15 protein-coding genes and 1 tRNA gene are annotated in these 14763 nt (G+C 63.7%); 8 read left to right on the forward strand and 8 right to left on the reverse strand.

Going from position 1 to position 14763, the window contains the following annotated elements; genetic code table 11:
* Positions 1 to 156: 156 nt before the first annotated feature.
* The 4 genes from V5279_RS12125 to V5279_RS12140 all read right to left on the reverse strand — a co-directional run bounded on the left by V5279_RS12125 (position 157) and on the right by V5279_RS12140 (position 4403).
* Positions 157 to 1842, reverse strand: coding sequence for a bifunctional metallophosphatase/5'-nucleotidase (locus V5279_RS12125; RefSeq protein ID WP_338697552.1), 1686 nt, complete (start codon positions 1840 to 1842; stop codon positions 157 to 159).
* Between the two features lie 91 nt (positions 1843 to 1933).
* Positions 1934 to 2695, reverse strand: coding sequence for a crotonase/enoyl-CoA hydratase family protein (locus V5279_RS12130; protein ID WP_166298207.1), 762 nt, complete (start codon positions 2693 to 2695; stop codon positions 1934 to 1936).
* Between the two features lie 301 nt (positions 2696 to 2996).
* Positions 2997 to 3725: an alpha/beta hydrolase gene (locus V5279_RS12135; protein WP_338697556.1), complete on the reverse strand. Its 729-nt coding sequence runs from the start codon at positions 3723 to 3725 to the stop codon at positions 2997 to 2999.
* A gap of 114 nt (positions 3726 to 3839) precedes the next feature.
* The gene (locus V5279_RS12140) at positions 3840 to 4403 is read right to left on the reverse strand and encodes a DinB family protein (RefSeq protein WP_166298205.1); all 564 of its coding nucleotides are present in this window, start codon (positions 4401 to 4403) and stop codon (positions 3840 to 3842) included.
* A gap of 118 nt (positions 4404 to 4521) precedes the next feature.
* Between V5279_RS12140 and V5279_RS12145 the strand changes: the two genes are divergently transcribed.
* Positions 4522 to 4848: a hypothetical protein gene (locus tag V5279_RS12145; protein WP_166298204.1), complete on the forward strand. Its 327-nt coding sequence runs from the start codon at positions 4522 to 4524 to the stop codon at positions 4846 to 4848.
* A gap of 206 nt (positions 4849 to 5054) precedes the next feature.
* Positions 5055 to 6905 (forward strand): hypothetical protein, encoded by a 1851-nt coding sequence (locus V5279_RS12150; RefSeq protein WP_338697561.1) that lies wholly within the window; start codon positions 5055 to 5057, stop codon positions 6903 to 6905.
* Positions 6906 to 6940: 35 nt separating this feature from the next.
* On the opposite strand, the gene V5279_RS12155 is transcribed toward V5279_RS12150, so the two are convergent.
* Positions 6941 to 7831: a LysR family transcriptional regulator gene (locus tag V5279_RS12155; protein WP_338697563.1), complete on the reverse strand. Its 891-nt coding sequence runs from the start codon at positions 7829 to 7831 to the stop codon at positions 6941 to 6943.
* Positions 7832 to 8012: 181 nt separating this feature from the next.
* Between V5279_RS12155 and V5279_RS12160 the strand changes: the two genes are divergently transcribed.
* The 4 genes from V5279_RS12160 to V5279_RS12175 all read left to right on the forward strand — a co-directional run bounded on the left by V5279_RS12160 (position 8013) and on the right by V5279_RS12175 (position 10519).
* Positions 8013 to 8681, forward strand: a complete 669-nt coding sequence (locus V5279_RS12160; RefSeq protein ID WP_338697565.1) for a hypothetical protein — start codon at positions 8013 to 8015, stop codon at positions 8679 to 8681.
* 120 nt (positions 8682 to 8801) lie between these two features.
* Positions 8802 to 9203 carry a nuclear transport factor 2 family protein gene (locus V5279_RS12165; protein ID WP_338697567.1) on the forward strand — a complete coding sequence of 134 codons (402 nt, stop codon included), beginning with the start codon at positions 8802 to 8804 and terminating at the stop codon, positions 9201 to 9203.
* A 41-nt stretch (positions 9204 to 9244) separates the two neighbouring features.
* A complete protein-coding gene (locus tag V5279_RS12170) occupies positions 9245 to 9943 on the forward strand; it encodes a VOC family protein (RefSeq protein ID WP_338697569.1) in 699 nt (232 codons plus the stop codon).
* 378 nt (positions 9944 to 10321) lie between these two features.
* On the forward strand, positions 10322 to 10519 hold the full coding sequence (locus tag V5279_RS12175) for a DUF6894 family protein (protein WP_312022765.1): 198 nt from the start codon (positions 10322 to 10324) through the stop codon (positions 10517 to 10519).
* Between the two features lie 17 nt (positions 10520 to 10536).
* Here the strand turns inward: V5279_RS12175 and V5279_RS12180 are convergent, their stop codons facing one another.
* Complete coding sequence (locus V5279_RS12180) at positions 10537 to 10770, reverse strand: DUF6894 family protein (RefSeq protein WP_166298200.1); 234 nt, start codon at positions 10768 to 10770, stop codon at positions 10537 to 10539.
* A gap of 611 nt (positions 10771 to 11381) precedes the next feature.
* On the opposite strand from V5279_RS12180, the gene rpsU reads away from it, so the two are divergent.
* Complete coding sequence (gene rpsU, locus V5279_RS12185) at positions 11382 to 11678, forward strand: 30S ribosomal protein S21 (RefSeq protein WP_166203107.1); 297 nt, start codon at positions 11382 to 11384, stop codon at positions 11676 to 11678.
* A gap of 516 nt (positions 11679 to 12194) precedes the next feature.
* Here the strand turns inward: rpsU and V5279_RS12190 are convergent.
* Complete coding sequence (locus V5279_RS12190; protein WP_338697575.1) at positions 12195 to 13973, reverse strand: acyl-CoA dehydrogenase; 1779 nt, start codon at positions 13971 to 13973, stop codon at positions 12195 to 12197.
* A 220-nt stretch (positions 13974 to 14193) separates the two neighbouring features.
* Between V5279_RS12190 and V5279_RS12195 the strand changes: the two genes are divergently transcribed.
* Positions 14194 to 14268 (forward strand) — tRNA-Gln (locus V5279_RS12195).
* Positions 14269 to 14286: 18 nt separating this feature from the next.
* Here V5279_RS12195 and V5279_RS12200 read toward each other — a convergent pair.
* Positions 14287 to 14673 (reverse strand): hypothetical protein, encoded by a 387-nt coding sequence (locus V5279_RS12200; protein ID WP_338697577.1) that lies wholly within the window; start codon positions 14671 to 14673, stop codon positions 14287 to 14289.
* Positions 14674 to 14763 lie beyond the last annotated feature (90 nt).

Genomic DNA, 14763 nt, shown 5'->3' on the forward strand with positions numbered 1-14763 from the left:
TCCCCGGACTCGTCATGCCCGGCCTTGTGCCGGGCATCCACGTCTTTGCTCCGAGTGCGCAAGAAAGACGTGGATGGCCGGGACATAGGCGAGCGAAAGCGACGCCGTCCTTCGGACGGCTATGCCCGGCCATGACGAGGGCTGAACTCACCCCGCTCAATTGATCCGCTCGATCCGCTTTCCGGCGGTCGGGCCGACCGGGCTGTTGGCCTTGAAATAGGCATAGAGCGCATCGACGTCGTAGATGCCGAACTGCTGCGCCGTTCCCTCCTTGAACACCGTGAAGCCGTCGCCGCCTTCGGCGAGATAGTTGTTCACGGTGACGCGATAGCTCGCGGCGGGGTCGATCGGCCTGCCGTCGAGCGACATCCGCGCGGCGATGATGCGCGCGCCGTCGGGCTTGCTCGCATCCCATGCATACGCAAAGCCCTTCGAGACCTGCAGGGCGCGCGGCCGTTTCGGGTCGGCCCATTGCTGCTCCAGCACGTCCTTGAGCTGCTTGCCGGTCAGCGTCATCGTCACGAGCTGGTTGCGGAACGGCTGGCTGGCGAAGATGTCGGCATAGGTGACCGCGCCGTCCTCGCGCTTGGTGATATCGGTACGCACGCCGCCGGGATTGGTGAAGGCGATCACCGCGCCTCCATTGGGCTCCGAACTGGTCGCAAGCAGTTGCGCGTCGGCGACGATATCGCCGAGCGGGCTCTCGCCGGAATCATTGGGCACGCGCGACAGCGTTTCGGTGACCGAGCCGGCCGGGCGGTTGGCGATCGGCGCGGCCAGCCGGTCGTAGGATTCCAGCAGCGCACTCTGCTCGGGATCCTTGGCCGTGCCGGCGATCTTCACGATGGTGTTGTCGGCCCTGGCGCTGATCACGTCATGCGTCTTCGGATCGAGCTCAAGATCGATCGCGGTGACCAGCGTGCCGTATTTGTCGCCGGAGGTGACGAGACGTCTGTCGATCTCGCAGACATAGGCCTGGTGGGTGTGGCCGGAGATCACGACGTCGACCGCCTTGTCGAACTTCTTCACGATGTCGACGATCGGCCCGGAGATGCCGGGACATTCATTATAGTCGCCGGTCGGAAAGCCGCCTTCGTGGATCAAGACCACGATCGCCTCGACGCCGCGTGCCTTCAGCTCGGGGATCAGCGCATTGACGGTCTCGGCCTCGTCGCGGAAGTCGAGGCTCGCGACGCCGGCCGGCGACACCAGATTCGGGGTGTTCTTCAGCGTCAGCCCGATGAAGCCGACCGGGATGCCGTCGAATTCCTTGATCTCGTAGGGCGGAAACACCGGCTTGCCGGTGGCCCTGTCGATCGTGGAGGCGGCGAGATAGCGGAATTTGGCCCCCAGGAACGGGTGCGGCCCCTGGCACTTGTCGACCGGGTGGCAACCGCCATTCTGCATCCGCAGCAGTTCGTCCTTGCCCTCGTCGAATTCGTGATTGCCGACCGAGGAGATCGCAAGCCCCATCATCGACAGCGACTCGATGGTCGGCTCGTCATGAAACATCGCCGACAGGAACGGGCTCGCGCCGATCAGGTCGCCGGCCGCAACGAAGATGTTGTTCTTGTGTCCTTCACGCAGCTGCTTGACGACGGTTGCCATCCGCTCGGCACCGCCGGCCGGCACCATGATCTTCTTGCTGGCGTCGGCGGGATCGGTGATGCGGATGCCGCCCGGCGGCGGCCGCAGATAGCCGTGGAAGTCGTTGATCGCGAGGATGCGCAAGTTCACCGGCGCCGCGGTCTGTGCCCGACCGGGGCTTGCCGCGACCAGACCGAGTGCGCAAAGCGCGGCGAGAGGCGCAAGAGGCTTAAGGCGGGGGCGGGGTTGTCTCATGACCTGTCCGTGGAGCGCATAATCATGGCGTGCACGATCATGGAACACACGATCATGGCCCGGCGCCACTACAATTTTGCGACGCTTCGTTTCAATCCTTCGTGCGCGCCATGAAGGCCCTGAAGGCGTCGACCGCTTCGCTGGAGCGCATCCGTTCGCTGAACAGATGGTTCTCCTGTTCGATGCGGCGGGTGACGTCCTCCGGCGGCAGCCGGATCAGACGCCGCGAGATCGCCACCGCCTCGGCCGGCAGCGCGCAGATCTCGCGCGCCACCTTGTGCGCCTCGACCTCGGCATGGCCCGGCGCCACCACGGTGTTGACGAAGCCGGCGACGCGGGCGTCGTCGGCCGACATGGTGCGGCCCATCACCAGCATCGCGAAGGCGCGCTGGTGGCCCATCGTGCGCGGCATCAGCAGGCTGGAGGCGCCTTCCGGCACCAGGCCGAAATTGGAGAACGGCGTCGAGAACGACGCGGCCTTGCTGGCCAGCACATAGTCGCAGTGGAACAGCATGGTGGTGCCGATGCCGATCGCGACGCCGTCGACCGCGGCGATGATCGGCTTCACATTGTGGGCCAGCGAATACAGGAACTTGACTAGGTCGGAGGCGGGCGGCATCTCGCCGGTTGAGGTGCCCTGTGCGAGCAGGTCCTCGACGTCGTTGCCCGCGGTGAACACACCGGAGCCGCCGGTGATGATCAGGCAGCGGATCTTCGGATTGTTCTGCGCCTTGTCGATCGCGTCGCTGATCGCGCGAAACATCTCCTGGGTGATCGCGTTCTTCTTCTCGGGCCTGCGCAGCCGGATCACGCGTGTGGCGGCTTCGTCGGTCACTATGACATGCGCGGTCATCAAGCGGTCCCAGGGTCGGCCGGCATCGTCGCCGGCGGGGTCGTGCCGCTATCCTACATGATCCCGCGCAAGCCCCAAGTGTTCGCGGAGGCTTTTCCTCTTCTGCGAGCATGAGGACGGCGCAATGCAGTTAACCGGAATTCACCTTTCCTGCGCAGGGGACCTTGGTCGTAGGAAAGGGCCGCGCGATGATGGCACGCAGTGATCGCGCGCCCGGTTCGGGGATGCGGTCGATCGTCACGGCGCATTGCGCTTTCGTTCGGCGCTCGATGCGATGGAGATACGCGCGCTCGAGATCGCTCTAGCCGCGACCGACGAACGAGCGGATGCCGCGGCCGATTGCGGCGCCGTGCTCCAGCAGCGCGCCGAGATGGTCGCCGGGGACCGACATCGCGTACAGGCCGTTCTCCGCGGCGAAGCGCTGCATCGGCGCATGCGGGCCGTCGTCCTGTCCGTTCCACAGCAGCACCGGCACGCGCGAGGAGAGCACGGCATCCTTTGCGCCATCGAGCTGGCCAAGCGCGTCGAAGCAGGCGCGCACGCCGCCTTCGAGATCGGGCGTCACCCATTCGGCGAGCTGCGGCGCGGTGCGGCGGGCAAAGGTGATGAAGGCGCCATAGGTCAGCGGGCCGGCATTGCCGCGCGGCAAGCCGGTCAGAAAGTCCCAGCCGCCGATCGCCAGCGATGCCAGCCGCGCCGGGAAGAATCTGGCGACGCCGACCGCAACCCAGCCGCCCATCGAATGTCCCACCACATGGGCGCGCTCGCCGCCGAGATCGTCGATCACGGCAACGATGTCGCCGGCGCGCTGCGCCTGGTTGTAGAGCGCCGGATCGGCCGGCTTGTCGCTCAAGCCATGCCCGAGTGAATCGACGCAGACGACGCGAAAGCGATCGGCGAGCGCATCGACCACGCCGCATTGCTTCCAGCTCGCCGCGTCGAGCAGCAGGCCGTGCTGCAGCACGATCAGCGGCCCCGTTCCCTCGACAGTGTAATGGATGCGCTGGCCCCGATGATTGGCGAATGGCATTGATAGAATTCCCCACGTTTCACCGACAGGTGAGCGCGGAGATGGCGGTATTCAAGACCCTTGTTCCGAATCGGGAACCGGTTCGTGCAGCCCGGCAGCGGGCGAAACTTCGGCTCAGCCGCCCCACACGGTGGTTTCGCTCCAGCCGAGCTCCTTGAACTCGGCTTCTCGGAGCGGGGCTTCGCCGGCGGCGAAGAATTCGTCGAGCTGCGGCGGCTTGACCGTGGTTTCGGAAAGCATCGCATGGGCCTGGCCGCGATGATGGATCTGGTGCTGGAACAGATGCATCAACAAGCGGTCGCGCCGCTCGGTCTGCACGGAGGTGTCGCGATTGACCTTGACGTCTTCATCGAGCCGCGCAGGCGTCAGCGCGTCGCAGTGAGCGATCAGGCGCTGGTCGATCGCGCGCTGCGCAGCTTTCAGCGCGGCGACCGCCGGGTAGGGCACCTCGTCGGCCCACGCTTTCGGCCCGAGCCAGCCGCCTTCGAGCGCGTCGACATAGAAGAGATCGATGACATGGATGTGGTTCAGCGTCGCCTGCAGGCTCGGAAAGAACCCGGTTCGCGCGGCGGCAAATTCCGCCTGGCTGAGACCGGCGCAGGCCGTGAGCAGGCGATGATTGGCCCAGGCGTTGTTGTAGGCAAAAGCGCGAAGAGTCTGAACGAGGCTCGCCGGCATATCGGTCCTCACTGTGCTTGGTCTGTGAAAAGCTTCACAATCTCGCATGTCCTTCGATGGTAGCATTGTGTCGATTTACAACTTCCATTGAATAGCTGCCATTTTAGGGAGTCATTTCATGCGCGCCACTTTCGCAGCTGCCTTCTTGCTTGCAACCGTGTTGCCGTGCCACGCCCAGCAAGCGGTTTCCGGAACGCTGACCCAGGTCCGGACCGGCTGGAACGACGACTCTTTCGGCATCATGCTCAACGTCCCGCAGATAAATCCGGCGCATTGCACGGAAAATACCTTGGGGTATATCAGCACGATCAACAACGCCGGATATCATACCTATTATTCGGCGGCTCTCACCGCATACGTTGCTCGAAAGCCGGTCACGGTCACTGTCCACAACACCGAGTGCGTCGGCGGATTTCCGAAGATCATCGGAATAAACATGCCCTGAAACTCGGCGAGCCCCGTTCATCGCTTCCGATCTGAACTCGATTGACCTCAAGGAGCATGCTTGTGTCTCCGATCAATTCATCGCGATTGTGCGCCAGACTAGCGCTACTGTTGTTGATTGTCGCTTGCTCGCCGACGATAGCAACGTCGGCCCGGGCGCAGGACATTCAGGGCGTTGTGGTTCTTCCAGCTGCGCCGGATCTTAACGTGGTGACGTCCACCACGCCGGACGCCGTTGCGGCCACGGCTGCACCTGCGCTGCCGTTGGTCATCGTTCCCATCCTGTCGGACTACGTCTTTCCAGTCCCGCAGTCGGAAGATGTCCTGACGCAACGCAATGACAACAATCGCACCGGCACCTCGCACGTGCCGGGCATCAATCAGAACACGGTTCAAAGGTTCAAGCGGCTCGGGTCCTTTGCGGTCCATGGCACCGTGCTCTCACAGCCACTTTTTGTGAAGAATGCCATGGTCGGGAACGTGCGGCAGCCCGTGCTGATCGTCGCGACATCTCACAATGATGTTTACGCATTCTCGCCGTCGGAAGCGCGACCCGACTTTCTGTGGCATACGTTCCTGGGGCGGCCGGTGGTGAGCAAGACGACTACTGCTCCTCCACCCCAAGAGCCGCCCCCAGCCGAAGGAGCAGCTTGTGCGCCAAACGCCCTGGCTGCCTGGCAGGAGGGAGCAACCCTTGACGGGATCGAGACTGGCCTGGTCGGGGTCGAGTCGACGCCGGTGGTCGATCCGGCGCTTGGCCGCGTCTTCGTGAGCCACAAGACCTTCGAGGGCCTGCAGCATATTGCGGCGATATCGCTGAACGACGGCACAGTGGTCAAATCCGTTGTTGTGCCGGCGCCAAATCAGGAGTGGCACAAGCTGCATCGCAACCGCGCCAGTCTGGTGCTGGCCGATGGCGTCGTCTTCGTTGGTTTCTCGAGCCTGTGCGAGGGCTCGCAGATCCGGATGCACGGCTCGATCAGCGCATTCGACGCCGCCACGCTGGAGCCGGTCGGCCGCTACCAGGTGACGGACGACAACACCGACGGCGGTGGCATCTGGCAGGGATCAACCGGTCTCGCGGCCGATACCGCGGGCAATCTCTATTTCACGACCGGTAATCGCCGGCTCTGCTTCGGTGTTCCGCCGGGAGAACTGGATCACCCGGACAAGGCTAGTCTCGCCGATAGCGTGATCCGTGTTCATACCGAACGCGCCGCGCCGCACGGCAGCGAACCCTATCATCTGAATATGGAGGCGGCCGACTACTTCACGCCCTATCGTCGAACCATGGAGGATTGCTTTGATCTCGACATGTCGGCCGCAGGCGTGTTGCTTATTCCGGGCACGCGCTATCTGGGTGCGGGCGGAAAGGAGGGCATCTTCTATGTTCTCGATCGTGCCGACATGGGCGGGCCGGACACTTCGGATCCGCTGTGGATTTTCAACAGCGTAACCACCGTTCAGGAGCGGGTGAAGCACAAGGACTCTCTCGATGATCCGGCGCGCGATCATGTGCATCAGAAATTTCAAGCGACCGAGGTTCGTTGGCCGGGCGGTCAAAACTACCTGTTGAACAGCTGGATGGAATGGCCGCACATCCACGGCACACCTGCGTTCGCCAGTTTCGGAAATGACCAGTTCATGTTCCTGTGGGGCGAGAAGGACAAGCCGAAGCGGTTTCGCTGGCGTGACGGCAAGTTCGAGCTATCTCCCCTGGAAGGCGAGCCGATCGCGCCTCCTTATGTGAACATGGGATTGAACGGGATGCCTGGCGGCTTCATCTCGGTCAACGTCGATCCGACCGGCAGCGGTTTGGGCGTCGTGTTCGCATCGGCCCAAATCTGCGACGAACCCGGATACCCGGCCTGCAACAAGAGCCAGGATAACGGTGTGCTCAGGGCCTACGATCCCTTTACGATGCGACAAGTGTGGAATGATACCGGTGAAGCGCAGAAGTATTGGTTCGCAAAGCTGGTGCCGCCCACCGTCGCCGGCAATCGGGTCTTTCTCGCGACGAGGTCCGGTAAGGTCCTGATCTACGGCGTGCCGCAGTAGACCACGACAAGGTACAGGCGCAGACCTTTCATTAGCTAGGCAGGCGCTGCGGCCAGCCGGCCGACCCGCGACAGCAACAGCTTCAGGATCGGGGATTTGTTGGCCTTGTGATAGGCGATCACGAGGTCGAGCGTCGGCGCCTCTCCCTGCACCGGCCGTGTGGTGATGGTGTCAGGTAGATAACGCGCCGTGTAGGCCGGCAGCAGCATCACCGCATGCGTCGAGGTGATCATCGATATCGCGTGCACGACATTATGCACCTCGTGGTCCGGCCTGAGATCGATGCCGGCGCGGCTGAAATACTCCAGCACGACACGGCGCACCGCCGGCGCCGATTTGGACGGCAGATAGAAGGTCTCGTTGACGATGTCTTCGGGGGCGACGGCAGCCTGCGCGGCCAGGCGATGGTTGCTCGGAAACACGAACACCAGCGGGTCGGTGCGCACGCGCTTGCAGGCGAGATCCTCCGTGTTGTCGTCGGCGCGAATGAAGGCGGCATCGAGCTTGCGCCGCATCAGTGCTTTGGCGAGCACCGGCGAGTAGTCGCTCGACAGGCGGATGTCGATGCCGGGAAATTCGTCGCGCAACACGCGGGTCACCTCGGGCAGCAGATCGATCTCGGCACCGGACAGGAAACCGAGCGCGAAGCTCGGCTTCGGTGGCTGCGCCGCGCGCAGCGCCGCCTCCTTGGCGGCCTCCGCCTGCAGCAGCGCCATTCTGGCGTGATCCAGAAAGGCCTTGCCGGCCGCGGTCAGCTCGATGCCCTGCGCGCCGCGGTTCAACAGTTGAACGCCGACCTCCTGTTCGAGATCGCGGATCTGCCGGCTCAGCGAAGGTTGCGAGGTGTGGAGTTTTTGCTCGGCGGCGACCGTCAGGCTGCCTGCATCGGCCACGGCAACGAAGTAGCGCAGATGCCGGAGCTCCATCACCGTCTCCCGATCACGGCCTGTCATATCCGGCAGGCATGGGGCCAGCCTACAAAGTCTTTTTCGCGCCGGCCAGCGCTCTCTATAGCAGTACGCATTCTGCGCGGGGTCTGCCTGGCAGGCAGAGGACGTTCCTTCTGCCCGGCACGAAGGCCTGCGCGTCGCCCGCCGGAGCCTGCGCATGTGGAGAAGCATCGGAGCGTCGCTGTTCTTGCTGGCGGCGGTGACGGGATGCGGCGGCGCCGCGGCCCAATCTCCCGGCAATCAACCGAAGGCAAGCGCCATGGAACAGGACGTCGCGACCATCAAGCAGGCCCTCGCCGGAAACTGGGAGAGCATCGCGCCCGAGATCCGGCCGAGCAAGAATCCCGACGGCTCGATCAAGCCGTTCTATCTGAAGCGCGCCTTCATTTATCAATCCTCCGACCGGTTCGAGCTCGTGGTCGTCAACTCGGCCGATCCGTATGGCAAGGTGCCGCTGGCGCGGATCAGGATCGTCGGGCACATGCAGTGGCAGGGCGCGCATCCGATCGCGCCGGGCGCGCAGAAGGTCGATTTCGTCGCCGACGAGGCCTATGAGGTGACGCCGTTGGCGCAGGGCTTTGTCGACGTGCTCAACAAGGTCGCCGCGGTCGGCTACGCGCCGTGGGCGGTCGATGCACCGCAGAGCATCTTCGGCAAGTCGTTCCTCCCCTTCGGCCTCAAGGAAGGGACCCACTTCATGGAGTACGACCTGGTCTATCTCAGGGGCGACCTCTTGTTCTGGGGCGCCCGCAATGTCGACGGCCGCGGCTTCGACACCGAGCAGAACCGGCCGACCAATCTGCAGATCCCGCTGGTGCGGAAGTAATCCGAACCCAGAGCCCCGTTCCGATTGAATCGGAACGGGGCTCTGGATTCTTGTTTTGACGCGTTTTCTTCACGCGAACCGGTATCCACTTCGCTCGAAAACGCACTAGGGAGCATAACCATGAGCGCGTCGAACCAAGACCGCCGCGTCCAATTCGTGCTGGACGCGTTCGACACGCTCTTCAACAAGCGCGACTATGCTGCCGCCGAGCGGCTCTGGTCACAGCACTACATCCAGCACAGCGCGCACATTGCACCCGGCCGGGACGGGCTGTTCGATCTGGTCAAGGGCTTGCCTGCGACGCTGCGCTATGAGAACCATGTCGGCGCGGCGAGCGGCGACTTCGTCATTCTGCACGGCCGGTTCAGCGGTCATGGCCTGCCGGCGGCATGGGTCGTCGCCGATATCGTGCGCATGGAGGGTGACGTGCTCGCCGAGCATTGGGACGTCACCCAGGACGAGGCGACGCGCGAACAGTCGCGCAGCGGACTGCCGATGTTTGGCGATCGCTTTCCCGGCTGAGCGGGCCCAGCGAGCGCGCCGGGCGGCCGAGGAGACCGGGCATGCTTCTTGCGAAGAACGTGATCGACGTCGGCCTCTCCACGAACAATCGCGAGCCGATGCTGCGGTTCTGGCAGCAGGATGCCGGGCTTCGCTTCGATCATGTGCAGCCGATCCGCCGCGGGCAGAAGCAGTACCGGCACGACGCGCGTGGTTCGGTGATCAAGCTCAACCATCATTTCGAGCCGCTGGGCGACGCCGCGCCGAGCGGCTATCGCGAGCTGATCATCGTGCGCGAGGGCATCGAGACGCCGCGGCGCATGGTCGATCCCGACGGCAACGGCGTTTGCCTGGTGGCGCCGGGACATGACGGCATCACCCAGATCGCCGTCGCGATGGCGGTGCGCGACCTCGCGGCGCATTGCAGGTTCTACGGCGACATTCTCGGCTTCCCCGAGCAATCCTGGTCGGGCGGTCCGGCCTTTCGCCTTGGCGACAGCCTGATCCTGCTCACGGAAGATCGCACCGCGACCGTCGATCCCATCAGGCAGGCGCGCGGCTGGCGCTACATCACGCTCCAGGTCGCCGACATCGACGCCGTGCATGACGAGCTGCGCGCCAAAGGCGTGCGCGAGGGCCTCGCGCCGGTGACGCTTGGCGAGGTCGCGCGGATTTCCATGATCCTCGATCCCGACGGCAACTGGATCGAATTGTCCCGCCGGGCATCGATCGTCGGCAGCCTGTCCGACCACAAGGCGTGATCGACCGGCGCGGGGTGCCGTCCTGGGGTGTCACAAAGCTGAGGCATATTTCGTGGCAATCTGGCGCTTGCCGGGGGATTTCAGGGGCCCGGTGCCGAACCAACGCCGCCAAGCGATCCATATTCCGCTTGGGCGGCGTTGTGCTTTCGATGGGTCGAAGGGTGCCTAGCCTCGATATTGACGTCTGCCACGACAAGACGGAGTGCCGACCTCTCAGGAACATTCGCCCGCCAAGTGTGGCGTTCCGTGGTCTGTGAGAGCGGGCATCTCGCATCATCGGGCCGGTCGCTGCTCTGTGCCCTCGCCAGGAACGATCGACAGTTCGGCCTCTTATCAGTGATGACACGCTACTATTTCGATCTTCGTGACGGCGGTGGCTTGGCGATCGACGAAGAGGGCCTGGTGATGCCCGATCTCGCGGCGGTTCAAGAAGAGGCCGCGCGCGCTTTGGCCGACATGGTGCGCGATTCCGTCCGCGGTCACAGTCTCGATCAGATTGCGATCGAAGTCCGGGATGGCGACGGGCTCGTGCTTGAAGTGGGCATCGCGTGGCGCATTCGCCGGTCGAATTCTTGAGTTTGGCGCCGACGTGCCTAGCGTCTCGTTATGCCCAGATCGAGACTGACCTGAAACAATGGCCCTTCGTCGGTGCGGACCTCAAACGCCAGCAGCTTGTGTTTGTCTGGAGGCGGATTGTCTTTCGCCATGCCGAGCAATGACTGCATCGCTTCGTGCGCGGCAGTCTCCTCGTCGCGCAGCTCGATGCCCTGCCTGTCGGCATATAGTTCCTCGCCGTTGCGGATATCGAAATAATAGCGGGTTGCCATTTGCGGCTCCCTTTTGTCGCGGGAGCTGCCCAGGCTCTCGAGTGCCGGCGCCCTGAAATCACCCGGCAGCGCCGTAGTCTGCGTCAGACGGTCCTAATTTGCCACTCTACAATGACATTGATGCAGGGAACCGCGCGGGCCAGGCGCTGTCGTCTTCGCCGACGATCTCGAACGCGCTTGATCCGTCAGAGATAATTCCCGGGATTTGCAATTGCGCCTTGCATAGCTGGGATAAGTGTATACTTGTGGTGTATCGACTGGCCTTGAGCCTTGTAGATCGGTCCCACTGGACCCTTTTCCAAAGACATCGTCGGATGAAAGTGAGGACGCGTGCTTGCAGCACTGCGGCTAAAGCTTTCGTCATGCTGTTGATCGGCTGCCGTTTCACGGATGTACTGGAATGGCAGTGCGGCCCGCTCTGTCACCGATAGAGCGGGCTTTCGTATTTGCTCGTCAACGTGCCCAAAGCGTTTTCGAGCGAAGCCTGTCCCGCACTTGATGCGGGATGGATACCGGTTCGCGTGAAGAAAACGCGTCAGAACAAGAAGCTAGAGCTTCGGTTCTGATTCAATCGGAACCGAAATGCTCTAGTGACGCGAGAGGTGATCCATTTGCAGGTTCTTGTCAGGGACAACAACATCGACCAGGCGCTGCGCGTTCTGAAGAAGAGGCTGCAGCGCGAGGGCGTCTTCAGAGAGATGAAGCGCCGCCGATCGTTCGAAAAGCCTTCGGAAAAACGGATTCGAGAGAAGGCCGAGGCCGTGCGGCGCGCGCGCAAGCTTGCCCGCAAGCAGGCGATCCGCGAGGGATTGATTGCAGCTCCGCCGAAGAAGCCCAGATTGTCGGCGCCAAAATTCCCGGCACCAGGCCAGTCGCCAGCGCGAACAAACGGCGCGCCGGAGCGTTAGTCCGTACCGCAATCCTGTTGGAGGGAGCGTGCACGATGAAGCAGCGACCTTATCGAGGCAACGGATGCCTCCAGGAACGTCTCTCCGATGAAATCTGTCGTCGGCGAGACCAAGATCGGGATGTTCGATCGAGGGACGAGCGACGGCAACGTGCGCAGAACCTGGCCGGCACGGCCATCAACGCAATGGCAGATCATTCGGCCAGCCGGATCGAACAGTCTGCCCGCAAGCATGATCTGCTGGACGGCCCCAGGGAGTTTCGTTCGTTGCGCCGGGATCGCTGACAAGCGGTCGCGCGACGGCTGGGCGGCTTTGCCGTGACCGCGAAACAGGTTGGCATGCGACGAGAGTCTCGCAAAACATTCATCGTCGTCCCGGCGAAGGCCGGGACCCATTACCCCAAATGCTTATTGTTGCGCGTCGCTGGAACGACAGTCCCTTTCACAACATCCGCTGCGGCGTATGGGTCCCGGCCTTCGCCGGGACGACGTTGCGATGAGGACGGCGGAAAGTGTCCTAACCCGCCAACACGGCGTCCGCGCCGGTCACGGCCTCGGCGCTCTCCGTCACGGTCTTCTCCAGCGACGGCGCCTGCACAGAGATGTTCTCGGCGAAGAAGCGCGCCAGCGCGACGTAGCGCTGCGGCTCGGCCTCGCCGTTGGCTTTGGCGGCCAGTGCCTCGCCGGCGAGCATGCAGCCGCCGAGCGTCGCGGCGAACAGCCGCAGATAGGGCGTAGCACCAGCCAGCGCATCGTTCGGCGCGGAGGCGAGCCGCTCCAGCAACCATTTGCTGGTGCGCTCCAGCGCGGCGTGCGCGTCGCGCAGCTTGGCGCCGGTGGTGCCGAACGCCGGGTCGTTGGAGGTTTCGACCTGCTTGATGGTTGCCGCGAGTTCGTCGAGCAACGCCCACACCGAGGCGCCGCCATTGGCGCCGAGCTTGCGGGTGACGAGGTCGATCGACTGGATGCCGTTGGTGCCTTCATAGATCGAGGTGATGCGGGCGTCGCGATAGTGCTGCGCGGCGCCGGTCTCCTCGATGAAGCCCATGCCGCCATGAACCTGCACGCCGAGATAGGCGACCTCGTTGCCGACGTCGGTGGAGAACGCCTTGGCGATCGGGGTCAGCAGCGCGCCGCGCGCGGCGGCCTCGGCGCGGACCTTGGCGTCCTTGGCGCGCGCCGCGACGTCGAGCGCGACCGCGGTGGCGTAGCAGATCGTGCGCGCCGCCGCCGTCATGCTGCGCATCTGCATCAGCATGCGCTTGACGTCGGGATGCACGATGATCGGATCCATCCCGTCGCCCTTGTGGCCGATAGCCTTGCCTTGCCGGCGCTCCTGCGCGTAGGCCAGCGCCTGCTGATAGGCGCGGTCGGCGATGCCGACGCCTTCGAGGCCGACGCCGAGCCGCGCCTGGTTCATCATCGTGAACATGCAGCGCATGCCCTGGTTTTCCTCGCCGATCAGGTAGCCGATCGCGCCGCCTTGATCGCCCATCGTCATGGTGCAGGTCGGCGAGGCGTGCATGCCGAGCTTGTGCTCGACGCCGCTCGCATGGATGTCGTTGCGCGCGCCGAGCGAGCCGTCGGCATTGACCAGGAATTTCGGAACCAGGAACAGCGAGATCCCCTTGGTGCCGCCGGGTGCATCGGGCAATCGCGCAAGCACGAAGTGCACGATGTTGTCGGTCATGTCGTGCTCACCATAGGTGATGAAGATCTTGGTGCCCTTGATGCGGTAGGTGCCGTCGCCCGCGCGTTCGGCACGGGTGCGCAGCGCGCCGACGTCGGAGCCGGCATTCGGCTCGGTGAGCTGCATGGTGCCGGTCCATTCGCCGGTGACCATCTTCTCGAGATAGATCGTCTTCAATTCCTCGCTGCCATGGGCGTCGAGCGCCTCGATCGCCGACAGCGTCAGCAGCGGGCAGAGGCCGAAGGCGACGTTCGATGCGCTCCAGATCTCGGTGCAGGCGGCGTTGACCGCGAGCGGCAGGCCCTGGCCGCCGAACGCTTCCGGCCCCGACACCGCGTTCCAGCCTGCGGCGGCCCAGCGCTGATAGGCGTCGGGCCAGCCGGGCGCGGTGGTCACCTTGCCGTTGTCGAGCTTGATGCCGTGCTCGTCGCCGACCTTGTTGAGCGGCGCCAGCACGTCGGAGGCGAACTTGCCGGCTTCTTCCAGCACCGCGGCGGTAATATCGCCGTCGAAATCGCCGTAGTGGCCGGCCGCCACGGCGGCAGCGAGCCCCGCGCCGTGATTGAGGGACAGCAGGATATCGTTGATCGGTGCGCGGTAGGTCATGGCGTTACTCCCGACGAGGCGTTTGGAAATTGTCTTCCCATGAAACCAGCGGCCTCTCAACTGTCCGAGCGGACATCGTGCGGTCCGTTCCGGCCACCGCAGTGTCGCTCTATAATAAGGGCGAGAGCGCCATCCTGCGGCTTTCCTGCCTTTTCGATCGCCGCCCTGTTGAAATGCGCGCCCTCACTCTATAGACCGGCGAGGCCTTCGATCGGCGCGTTGGGGCGTAGCCAAGCGGTAAGGCAGCGGATTTTGATTCCGCCATTCGGAGGTTCGATCCCTCCCGCCCCAGCCACTCTATCGCATTGATTTTTCATGCGATTTTAGATTGTTCTTGTTCTGTATTCTGAACGCTCTCCACCGCAGCGTTCTGAACGTCTGTTGCCGCTTGGTTCGCCAGCAGGTGCGCATGGCGCTTCCGAGTCGCGGACAACATCCGAGCCTCGGTCCGCTTGGCATACCCGGCATAGCTTTCCCGGGTCCGGTGGGCTGATAGGGCGCGGCCCTGACCTTCCGTCAGTTCCGCCTCCTCGAGCTCAGTCATGCCGCCATGCCGGCAGGCGTCCAAGGTGAACTCCTTTGGCAGGCCGATTTCCTTCCTCATGCGCTGGACGCGGTGGATGGAGGCGAAGGTCAGAGAAGCGGACCAAAGCAGACGGATTTCTTCGCTTTCGCTTTGGCCGGAATCGTCGGACCCCATCACTCGATCATCTGCCCTTTGATCTCGCGGGGTATGGCGCGGCTGCGTCGATGGGACGAGAGATGGTGCCGGCACTTACTTGAGATGACA

Origin of the sequence: Bradyrhizobium sp. 26S5 (genome assembly GCF_036923295.1) — a bacterium.
GTDB classification, from domain to species: Bacteria; Pseudomonadota; Alphaproteobacteria; order Rhizobiales; family Xanthobacteraceae; genus Bradyrhizobium; species Bradyrhizobium septentrionale.